The following is a 10,086-nucleotide window of genomic DNA, read 5'->3' as shown; positions in this document are numbered from 1 at the left end:
CACACCGCCCGCCACCCGACCCACCGCACCACACGCCACACCAACCACCACCCGACCCACCGCAAGGCGCGCCCCCCGGCGCACCGGCGCCCCCCGACGCGGCCGCGCCCGCCGGTGGGGGCGGGGTATGACGGACGGGCACGCCCCGGGCGCACCGGGTGGTTCCGCCCTGGCGCACCGTGCGCTGCGTGACCTTGTCATGTCAGCGACGGTACGCATCCATCGGGCGGGGTCCGGGTATGCCCCGGACGGACCCGGCGACTTCCTCGGGAGTGGCTACTTCGTCGCTCCGAACTGGGTCCTCACATGCGCGCATGTGGTCCGCCAGGGAGAGGGGGCCAGGGTGAAGGTGGTCTACGAGACCGAGCCCGGCCGAGGCGAGTCGTCGGTCGACGGCGAGGTGATGGCGACCCTGCCGGACACCCCGCGGGCCGTCTCGCCCGGCAGCTGGCCCGCTCCGGACCTCGCGCTGGTCCGCCTGCTCGAACCCGCCGACCACGCCTGCGTCTACGTCAGCGAGCGGCCCGCGGCCTTCTACGGCGGTGAGTCCGTGGTCTACCTGGGCTGGTCCGAGGTGGGCGGCGTGCTGCGGCGGGTGAACGGCACCTGCGCCGTACAGGGCACACTCGGCTGGGCCGACCCCGACGAGCAGATCCGCCTGGGCGGGGACATCCTGCCGCCCGGCGTGTCCGGTGGGCCGGTCGTCGATCCGGTACGGGGCGAGGTCGTCGGGGTGCTGAAGTCCCAGCTCGACCGCGGGCTCGGCGGGACGTCCATCGGCGTGGAGCAGCTGCGTGCGCTGCCCGTGCCCGACGGTCCTGTCGGCAGCGAACACGACGACCTCTACCAGGCCGTCTTCCACGCCCACGACCGCTACCACATGGACCGGCACCAGCACCCGGACGCCGCCCCCGGCAGCTGGACCGACGTCCAGAGCGACCTCGGCGCGACGGCGGGCCGCACCCTCACCCCCCAGCAGCGCACCCAACTCCTGGGCAGACTCGCCGAACTCCCGCCCCCCACCAGCACCCGCGGCCTGCTCTCCCTGCTCGACGGCCTGCTGGGCGGGCAGGCCGCACCCCGCTACCCGGCCCCGCGCGGCTGGCGCGACGGCGTCGGCGCGCTGTACGAATCCCGGCGCGGAGAGGGCGCGTTGGAGCTCGTACTGGAATTCGCGATGGGCGCGCTGACCGCCGAGCGCCCCTACGCCACGCCGGGCATGGACACCGCGGAGGAACGGCTGTGGCAGTGGGTGAAGTGGACCGCCGACGACCGCTCCCCGCGGTTCAGATCCGAGCTCCGGCACAAGCGCTACACCGGCCTCCGCCCGGCCGCGCCCGACCACAGCCTCGGCGGCGCCCGTACAGCGGCCAAGCGGGAGTGCACCGCGGATCTCGCCCCGCGCGCCTGTGTGCTGCTGGAGTTGGAGCCATGCGGCTGGGAGCCGGACCGCTTCGACTGGCGCGTCGGCGTCGTGGAGCCGACCGGCGAGGTGCGTCCGGTCGCGGACGACAGCAGGGGTACGAGCAGGGGCACCGCGCTCGGCGACCTGCCGGAGCGGCTCGCACCCCCGCTGGCCGAGGCGTTCCGCCAGTGCGACGAACCGGATCGGCGGGCCGCGCTCCAGGTCGCCCTGCCGCGCACCCTGCTCGATCTGGACGTCGACGCCTGGGAGACACCGTCGGGCGGGGCCCCGCTCGGAGTGCTGCGCCCCGTCTACGTACGGTGTGCGGACCTCGACCTGGACCTCGACCTGGACATGGATCTGGGCCCGGCCCCGGAGTCGGGCCCGGAGTCGGACCAGGCCGCCTGGGACGAGGCACTCCTGGAGAGCGCGACGCGCTGGCGCTGGACCAGGGTCTCCGGACTGCGCGCCGTGGTCGTGGACTGCGCGGACGGTATGCGGGTACCCGTCCCGCCCGAGCGGGAGTTGCGCAGGCTGGCGTACTCGACGGTCCCCGTGCTCTGCCGCTTCGACGGGCGGCACCGGCAGGAGAGCCTGGCCGGGCTCGGTAGGGTCGTCCGGGGCGGCTTCCGGGTGGCCCTATGGCGCCGCCTGGCCGACCAACAGGACGCGGTCTGCGCCGAGTTCCACCGCCGAGTCACCGATACGGTGGTGGGCGCGAGCAGTGCCGAGCGGCTCCCGGACCTGGTCCACGAGCTGCGGGCGGGACTGCGCGCGGGCCGTGCTCCGACGTACTGGTCGGCGGGGATCGCCCTGCTGTACGACGATCCGCGCCAGCCACTGCCAGGCGCGGACCATATTCTGCAGGCGCCGTGACCGGGCCCTGGGGGCACCGGCGCCGCACAGGCGGCACGCAGGCGTCTACGCCGACACTTACGACGTCTTGCGCGGCTCGCTAACGTGAGGCACGGTCGGCGGCTCCGGTCCTGGGTGGCGATGGGGGGACGAGTGACGATGGGGAACACGCAATGAGCGAATCCAGCGAGTGGCTCATCTACCGGGGGGCCGGCGAACCCCACGACGGAATACGCCGGTTACCACCCCCGCCACCTTGGCGTGACTTCTCGGGCCAGGAGGCGGCGGCCGGCGGCGACGGCCAGTTCCCGCAGCCACCGGCGCCGAACGGCGCCGACGGCTCCGAGGACCGCAGGCTCGGCGCGTACCGGCATCTCGCCGAGCTGTACCGGCCGGGCGCCGAGGAACTGGAAATGATCAACGCGGCGCTCTATCTGCGACGCCCGCTGCTGGTCACCGGCAGCCCGGGCGCGGGCAAGAGCACGCTGGCCCACTCGGTCGCCCACGAGCTCGGCCTCGGCCGGGTGCTGCGCTGGCCGATCGTCAGCCGGTCGACCCTGCTGGACGGTCTGTACCGCTACGACTCCATCGCCCGCCTGCAGGATGTGCAGCTCGCCGCGCTCGGCGCCGCCACGCCGGGGCAGGGCGGCGCGGGCGCCGCCGAGGGCATCGGCAGCTATGTGCGGCTCGGCCCGCTGGGCACGGCTCTGCTGCCGTCCGACCTCCCCCGCGTCCTGCTGATCGACGAGCTCGACAAGAGCGATATCGACCTGCCCAACGACCTCCTCAACGTGCTGGAAGAAGGAGAGTTCGCCCTTCCGGAGCTGGAACGGATCGCCGACCGGCTGCCCGGCGGTGTGGCCGAGGTGCTCACCGACGACGGCACCAGGGCGCGCATCCGCGATGGCCGGGTGCGCTGCCGGGCGTTCCCGTTCGTCGTCCTCACCAGCAACGGCGAGCGGGACTTCCCGGCCCCGCTGATGCGCCGCTGCATCCACCTGGAACTCGGCAGGCCCGACCACAAACGGCTGGCCACCTTCGTACGGGCCCATCTCGGCGACGACGCGGCCCGCACCGGCGACGACCTGGTGTCCCGCTTCCTGGAGCGCTCGCGCAGTGAACTCCTCGCCAGCGACCAGCTGTTGAACGCGATCTACCTCACCGACGCGGCGGCACCGCCCAGTCGGGACCGGCTCGCCGACCTGCTCATCCAGCGACTCGACCGCCCGAGGTGATGCGCCGATGCCTGACGCCTCGGCACGGCACGGCCCCGGTCCCGTAGGCGACGGCGGCCAGGAAGCCGGTGATCCGCTGCCCCAGTTCGTCGCCCGGTTGCGGGAAGCCGGACTCGACCTCGACGCGGAGCAGCTCTGCGACGCGCTGTGGCTCGCGCGTTGGTCACGGCCCACAGGGTCGTACGGGGGTGACGGCGCCGACGCGCCCGGTCCCGTACGCCGGGGCCGCCCGGCCGCTCCGGCGCGGACCGAGGACCAGGACCCCGGCGAGCACACCCCTGAGCGGCAGCAGGGCGAGGGGCCGTACCCGCGCGGCGAGGACTGGCGCGTAGACCTGTACCCCGTGCCGCCGGGCCAGGGCCCGCACCCTGCGCGCGGCGCCGGAGGCCTGGGCCTCCCGCTCGGTGTGCCGGCCGCGCCCGCACTGGCGGCCCCTCGCGAACTCCAGCGCGCGCTAAGGCCGTTACAGGGGTACCGCACCGGCGCCCCGCCTCTGCGCCATGTACTCGACGAGGATGCGACGGTCGAGGCCAGCGCGCGGGCGGGCGGGCTGATCCTGCCCGTCTACCGGCCGGTGACCCGTGGGGACGCCCGGCTCCAACTGGTCCTTGACTCCTCCTCGTCGATGCGCGTGTGGCGGCGGATGTTCGACGAACTCCAGCAGGTCTTCGGGCAGTTGGGGGCCTTCGGGGATATCCAGGTGTGCTATCTGCACCAGGGGCCCGACCACACCCCGGCGGTCAGCGGCCGTCTCGAAGCGGGCGCGGCGCCGTTGAACTCCGCGGACCGGTTGAGCGATCCCACCGGACGCCGGGTCACCGTACTCGTCAGCGACTGCGCGGGTCCCCTGTGGCACAGCGGGCAGGCCCAGCGGCTGCTGCACCGGCTCGCCGGGCAGGCCCCCGTCGCCGTACTGCAGCCGCTGCCGCAGCGGATGTGGAACCGCACCCGACTGCCCGTCGCCTTCGGCGAGTTGTCCCGAGGCGAAGGGCCCGGGGGAGCGGCCGCGCTGAAGGTCACCGGTGACGCCGCGGCGCCGCCCGGCGGGCACACGGGCGCCCTGCCGGTGCCGGTGCTGCCGCCCGCGTCCGGAGCGCTGGGCGCCTGGGCGCGGCTGCTGTCCAAGGCCGGTGGGGGACGGGTGGCCGGAGCGGTCGGATGGGTGCGCGCCGACCACCAGGCGGCGCCCGCGGCGCGTCCCAGGCGGCCGCTGTCACCCCTGGAACTGGTCAGCAGGTTCCGCTCGGTGGCCTCACCCGCCGCGGGCCGGCTCGCCGTCTACCTGGCGGCCGCCCCGCTCTGCCTGCCCGTGATGCAGCTGGTCCAGCGCACGATGCTGCCAGGATCCGGGCCGTCGGAGCTGGCCGAGGTGCTGCTGAGCGGGCTGCTCTCGCGCAGTAGGGGCGAGCCCGTCCCCGGCGAGGGGCCGCACGCCGACGGCGGACAGTGGTACGAGTTCGCACCCGGCGTGCAGGAGGTGCTCCTCGGCCCGCTGGGCCAGGACGAGGCGATGCTCGTACTGAAGCACTGCTCGGAGTACATCGCGTCGCGGTTCGGCGACGGCGGGCCGAACTTCCCCGCACTCGCCTTCGCCCAGCTCGGCGAGGACACCCAGGCGCGGCGGACGCCGCCGGGTCACATCGGTGCCGCCGCGGGCGACCGGCGCGACCGGGGCGACGAGGACGCGGGCGACGGCGACGCCGTCCCGCTCGTCCCTCAGCCCTTCGCCGAGGTCGCGGCACGCGTGTTGGAGCGTTTTATGCCGCTGCCCGAGGAGTTCGCGCTCTACAGCGACCGTGGCCGGGACGTGACCGGCGACCGCCCGCCGCACTCGGCGGTGGCCGGAGCGCGCGAACTGGTGGCCAGGTTCGACGCGGACGGCATGGTGCAGTACCTGATCGACGCCGTACAACTGCTGCGCGGCGCCACCGAGCGGGAGCGCCCCGCAGGTGCCGACCCGCAGTTGTGGGCCGAGTACGCCCGCTGTCTGCTGCGGCTGTGGGAGGTGCAGGGCGGCAGCGAGCTGCTGCGCGACGCCGAGTCGGCCGCCGAACGGGCCGTCGCCCACCCGAGCGCGGTTCCCGAACGCTCGGTGCTGGCCCGGGTGTTGCACGCGGCGGCGGACGACAGGCGGCGCCGCGATGACCGCCATGGGGCGCTGGAGCTGCTGCGCCGCGCCGACCGCGAGTACGCCGTGGCCTGCGCCGCGCCCGGCCTTGAGGCCACCGACGCCCTGTGGCTCACCCTGGAGCGGGTGCGCGCTCTGGAGGCGCAGTGGCGCCTCGGCGGCGACAGTGCGCTGCTCCAGGCGGCCGTGGGCATGCTGGAGGCCTTCGCCGACGCCTGGCCCGACCGCCGCGGCCGCCCGCGCGGCCTGCTCCTCGCCCACGGCCGTACGTTGCTGAGGCTGGCCGGGGTGACCACCGACGCCGAGCAGGCCAGGGCGTACGCCACCGACGCGGCGCGCTCCTTGCGCGAGGCGCTGGAACCGGAGGCCGCGGCACCCGATGCCGCCGCGCCGGATGCCGCCGCACCGGGTTCGGTGCCGGGTTCGGTGCCGGGCTCGCCGCCGGGTTCGCCGCCGGGTTCGCCCTCGCCTGGGGAGCGCCACCGCGTCCTGCTCGATCTGGTCGATGCCCTGCTTTGTTCCGATGCGGGCCTGGCCGAGGCCGAGTCACGGATCGACGCGGCCCTGACCGAGACGCACGACCAGCGCCTGGCCGCCGCGCTGCTCATCCGCTCGGCGCGTATCCGGGTGGCCCGGTACGAGGACTCGCACGACCCGCGCGAACTGGTGGCGGCCGCGGACCGGTTCGACCGGGCGTCCCGTGGGGTACCGAGGGACGCACCCGAGCACGCGGACCTGCTCGCCGAGTGGGGCGAGGTCCTGCTGCGGAGCGCCCAGGCCGGCACCGGGCAGGACCGCGCCGCCCGCACCGGGCAGGCCGTACGGGTGCTGCGCGCCTGCCATACGGAGACCCCGCAGGGGCACCGCCAACTGGCCTACCGGCTGGTGCTGCTCGGCCGCACGCTGATGCTGCGGTACCGCGCCACCGGCGACCGGGTCGATCTGCGCGAGGCCGAGCATCTCTTCTCCGTCGCGGCCCAGGAGGCGCCGAACGCGCTGGCCAGGGCGCGCTGCCTGCTGGACCTCGGCCAGGCGCGGTTCGAGGCCTACCGCAGCCTGGACCGGCCCGCCCGGCTCGACGAGGCCGCCGACGCGTTCCGGGGCGCGGCGCAGGCCGCGCGGGAGGCGGAGGAGGAGGCCCGTACGGCCCACGCGCGCTTCGGCGCCGTGGAGTTGGGGGCTCGGGCGCGGCACTGGCGGGGTATGACCTATGAAGCGGCGGCGCGTCCACGGGCGGCGCGCGACGCCTACCTGGCCGCTCGGGACGAGTGGGCCAGGCTGCCGGACGCGGGTGCCGCGGTGAGAGATGAGCCGAACCCGGGGCAGACGGCGCTGCGGCTGGCCGCACTGGACTGACCGGCATCCGGCCGGGGCGCGAGGAGAAGGGGGACACGCGATGGCGACGAGCGAATGGGACGAGGGCTTGTCCGAGCCACCGGAGCCGACGAACCTGCCGGAGCCGCCGGACCTGCCGGACCTCCCGGACCTGCTGGATCTCGACCTGGAACAGCTGCGGACCCTGGACCACCCGGTGCTCGCCGAGGTGCTGGCGGACCTGCGGGAGCGCGCAGGGCAGCCGAGTGAGACGTTGTGGGGCTTCAACAACTCTTTTTGAAGGCGCACTTGCGGACAGCGGGCGAGAGGAGCGAAGGGGCCGCGGATCAGAGAAGCAGACGGACATTTTCGGTCGGCATCGTGGCCGATTCGGACAACAGCGATCGTTGAGTGTTTGTCGGTCTGCCGTGACAGGAACGTTCCGCGTCAGACCGATGGCAGCAGCAGGGGGGTGCCGCAGTGTCGCGACAAGTGACCCCGCGTGCCGCTCCCTTCCGGCAGTTCATCGTGAAGGTGCACGGCCGCTGCAACCTCGCCTGCCGCTACTGCTACCTCTACGAGGGCCCCGACCACACCTGGCGCACCCGCCCCGCCGCCGCGGGCCCCAAGGTGCTGGACCAGACCGCCACCCGGATCGCCGAGCATGCCGCGCGGCACACGCTCACCGACCTCTCGCTCGTCCTGCACGGCGGCGAGCCGCTGCTCGCCGGAGCGGCCCGGCTGGCCGCTTTCGCCGAGCGGGTACGCGAGCGGGTGCCGAGAGGGTGCGTCGTCCACACCACCGTGCAGACCAACGCCACGCTGCTCGACGACAGGCGGCTCGCCATGCTGGCCCGGCACGGCGTGACCGTCGGCGTCAGCCTCGACGGCGGACGGGCCGCCCACAACACCCTCCGCGTCGACCACGCGGGCCGCCCCTCCTGGCCCGCGGCGGTGCGCGGCGCCCGGCTGCTGGCCGAGCGGTACCCGGACGCGTACGCCGGAATCCTCACCGTCGTCGACCCGGCCAGCGACCCGGTCGAGACCTACGAATCGCTGCTCACCCTGCGGCCACCCGCCCTCGACCTGCTGCTGCCGCACGGCAACTGGACCGCCCCGCCGCCGGGCCTTCCGGGGCGCGGAACCTCGTACGGGGACTGGCTGTGCACCGTCTTCGACCGCTGGTGGTCGGCCGGGCGCCGGGAGACCCGGATCAGGCTATTCGAGGAGTGCCTGGCCCTGCTGCTCGGCCTGCCCGCCGCGACCGAGTCGCTGGGGACCGAACCGTTCACCGCGGTAGTCGTGGAGACGGACGGCTCCATCGAACAGGTCGACTCGCTCAAGTCCGCCTACGAAGGCGCCGCCAGGACCGGACTCGACATCTTCCGGCACTCCTTCGACCAGGCCCTGAACCACCCCGGTGTCGCCGCACGGCAGACAGGCATCGCGGCCCTGTCCGCCCAGTGCCAGGCCTGCCCCCTGGTCGCCGTCTGCGGCGGCGGCCACTACGCACACCGCTACCGCGCGGGCCACGGCTTCACCAACCCCTCCGTGTACTGCACCGACCTCCAGCGCTTCATCCGCCATGTGGCGTCCCGGCTCAGGGAGTCCGCAGCCCTCACTTCAGGAGGTGCTACACGGTGACCACCGCGGTCCCCGAGCGGGTGTTGCGGGAACTCGGCCGCACCGAAAGCGGCCCCGAGGCACTGCGGTTGCTCATACGCGACCAGCACACCCGGCGGCTGCTCCTGCTGCGCGCGGTACTCGACGCCGCCGAGGCCGCGCCCCCAGCCGTTTGCCCCCGCCGCGAGCTGTGGCAGCTGCGCGCGGACTGGGCGCTGTTGGAAGCCGCCGAACGCGCCGGCGGCAGGGCGGCGGTCCGCGCCATCATCCTGCACCCCTTCGTCGGCCCCTGGGCCCGCCGTTGCCTCACCGGACTCACCGGACTCACCGGCCCCGCGCACACCCCCGAACTCGCCAGGGACCTGGCCCACTTCAGCGCCGTCGCGGCCGCCGCCGCGGTGCGGGCGCGGGTGCCGTTCTCCGTACGCCTGATGGCGCATGACGGCCTCCTGGCCCTGCCGACCCTCGGCGGCCTGCACACCGGCACCCCCGCGGCCGCCGAGGTCCACGCGTCCCTGGACCGGACCGCGCTGACCCTGCGACAGCGCGGCGCGCCACCCGTCAGGGTGTACCCGCAGGCGGACTGCGGCGCCTGGTCCAGCGCGCCCGCCTGGACGCCCCTGTACGGCCTGCCCGGCCTCGGGGCGGAGTCGGCCCCCGTACCGTTCGACGACCTGGACCCCTACCGCGTCATACGCGGCAGGCCGGCGCTCAGCGAGGTCGCCACCCTCGACGACGCCACCCGAAAGCGCTGGCTGCACGCCTGGTCGGGCACCGCTGAAGTGCTGGCACTCGGTGGCGCGCACCGCCTGGCCGAGGCGGCCGCGTTGCTGCGGTGTCTGGTGCCGCTGGTCGATCCGCCTGGCGCAGGTCCGGACCGGTCGTCCGGCAGCTGCAGCGCAACCCTGCGGGAGGCCTTCGGCGCGGTCCTCAGCAGTACCCCGGCCACCCCGGCCCTCTTCGCAGCCACCCTCGTGCACGAGCTCCAGCACGCCAAACTCGCCGCCCTCAGCGAACTGCTGCCGCTCCATCACGCCGACGCCACCGCCCGGTACTTCGCGCCCTGGCGTCCCGACCCGCGGCCGTTCGACGGCCTCCTGCAAGGCGTCTACAGTCACCTCGCCCTGGCCGACTACTGGCAGGGCGTCGCCCTGGCCGTGCACCAGGTGCCCCTCCGAGACCAGGCCTGGGCCGCCCACGCGCGCTGCCGCGAACAGGTCGGCGCGGCCCTGCCGACGCTGGTGGGATCGCCGGACCTCACCCCGGCCGGGCGCCGGTTCGCCGACGCGATGGTCGGGGCGTACACCCGACTCCTGCGGCACCCTCCCCCCAAGGGGCAACTCGCCCGAGCCACGGCGTATGTGAGCACGGCCCGATCCATCTGGCAGCAGCGGCATCGGCCGTTCAGGCGGTGAAAACTACTCCGTCCATGGGAAGTTGACTGTAAACCGCAGCCGGTTGCCGGGTATGGCGACGGCTATCGTGGACGCTTGCCGGACTCTAAAACGGCGCAGGGAGGCGGCTGC

The 10,086-nt window shown here is 74.3% G+C and carries 6 protein-coding genes; all 6 read left to right on the top strand.

The window, feature by feature from the left end:
* Positions 1-199 precede the first annotated feature (199 nt).
* The 6 genes from U9R90_RS10845 (at position 200) to U9R90_RS10820 (ending at position 9,975) form a co-directional block, all read left to right on the top strand.
* On the top strand, positions 200-2,281 hold the full coding sequence (locus U9R90_RS10845) for a trypsin-like peptidase domain-containing protein (protein ID WP_411056204.1): 2,082 nt from the start codon (positions 200-202) through the stop codon (positions 2,279-2,281).
* 152 nt (positions 2,282-2,433) lie between these two features.
* Positions 2,434-3,495 carry an AAA family ATPase gene (locus U9R90_RS10840; RefSeq protein ID WP_411056203.1) on the top strand — a complete coding sequence of 354 codons (1,062 nt, stop codon included), beginning with the start codon at positions 2,434-2,436 and terminating at the stop codon, positions 3,493-3,495.
* Positions 3,496-3,502: 7 nt separating this feature from the next.
* Positions 3,503-6,979, top strand: a complete 3,477-nt coding sequence (locus U9R90_RS10835; RefSeq protein ID WP_411056202.1) for an SAV_2336 N-terminal domain-related protein — start codon at positions 3,503-3,505, stop codon at positions 6,977-6,979.
* Positions 6,980-7,019: 40 nt separating this feature from the next.
* Entirely contained in the window at positions 7,020-7,238 is a 219-nt protein-coding gene (gene fxsA / locus U9R90_RS10830) for an FxSxx-COOH cyclophane-containing RiPP peptide (RefSeq protein ID WP_411056201.1), read from the top strand.
* 179 nt (positions 7,239-7,417) lie between these two features.
* Positions 7,418-8,581 (top strand): FxsB family cyclophane-forming radical SAM/SPASM peptide maturase, encoded by a 1,164-nt coding sequence (locus U9R90_RS10825; protein WP_411056200.1) that lies wholly within the window; start codon positions 7,418-7,420, stop codon positions 8,579-8,581.
* Positions 8,578-9,975, top strand: a complete 1,398-nt coding sequence (locus U9R90_RS10820; protein WP_411056199.1) for an aKG-HExxH-type peptide beta-hydroxylase — start codon at positions 8,578-8,580, stop codon at positions 9,973-9,975. The genes U9R90_RS10825 and U9R90_RS10820 overlap by 4 nt, the downstream gene beginning before the upstream one ends.
* Positions 9,976-10,086: the final 111 nt, after the last annotated feature.

The organism is Streptomyces sp. E11-3 (assembly GCF_046540415.1).
Taxonomy (GTDB): Bacteria; Actinomycetota; Actinomycetes; order Streptomycetales; family Streptomycetaceae; genus Streptomyces.
The sequence above is the reverse complement of the archived record's forward strand: the minus strand, read 5'-3'. Positions and strand labels throughout refer to the sequence as shown.

What these genes read in the sequence shown, in the direction of transcription:
- U9R90_RS10845 (WP_411056204.1), top strand. Translation starts at nt 200, where the DNA reads ATGTCAGCGACGGTACGCATCCATCGGGCGGGGTCCGGGTATGCCCCG.
- U9R90_RS10840 (WP_411056203.1), top strand. Translation starts at nt 2,434, where the DNA reads ATGAGCGAATCCAGCGAGTGGCTCATCTACCGGGGGGCCGGCGAACCC.
- U9R90_RS10835 (WP_411056202.1), top strand. Translation starts at nt 3,503, where the DNA reads ATGCCTGACGCCTCGGCACGGCACGGCCCCGGTCCCGTAGGCGACGGC.
- fxsA (WP_411056201.1), top strand. Translation starts at nt 7,020, where the DNA reads ATGGCGACGAGCGAATGGGACGAGGGCTTGTCCGAGCCACCGGAGCCG.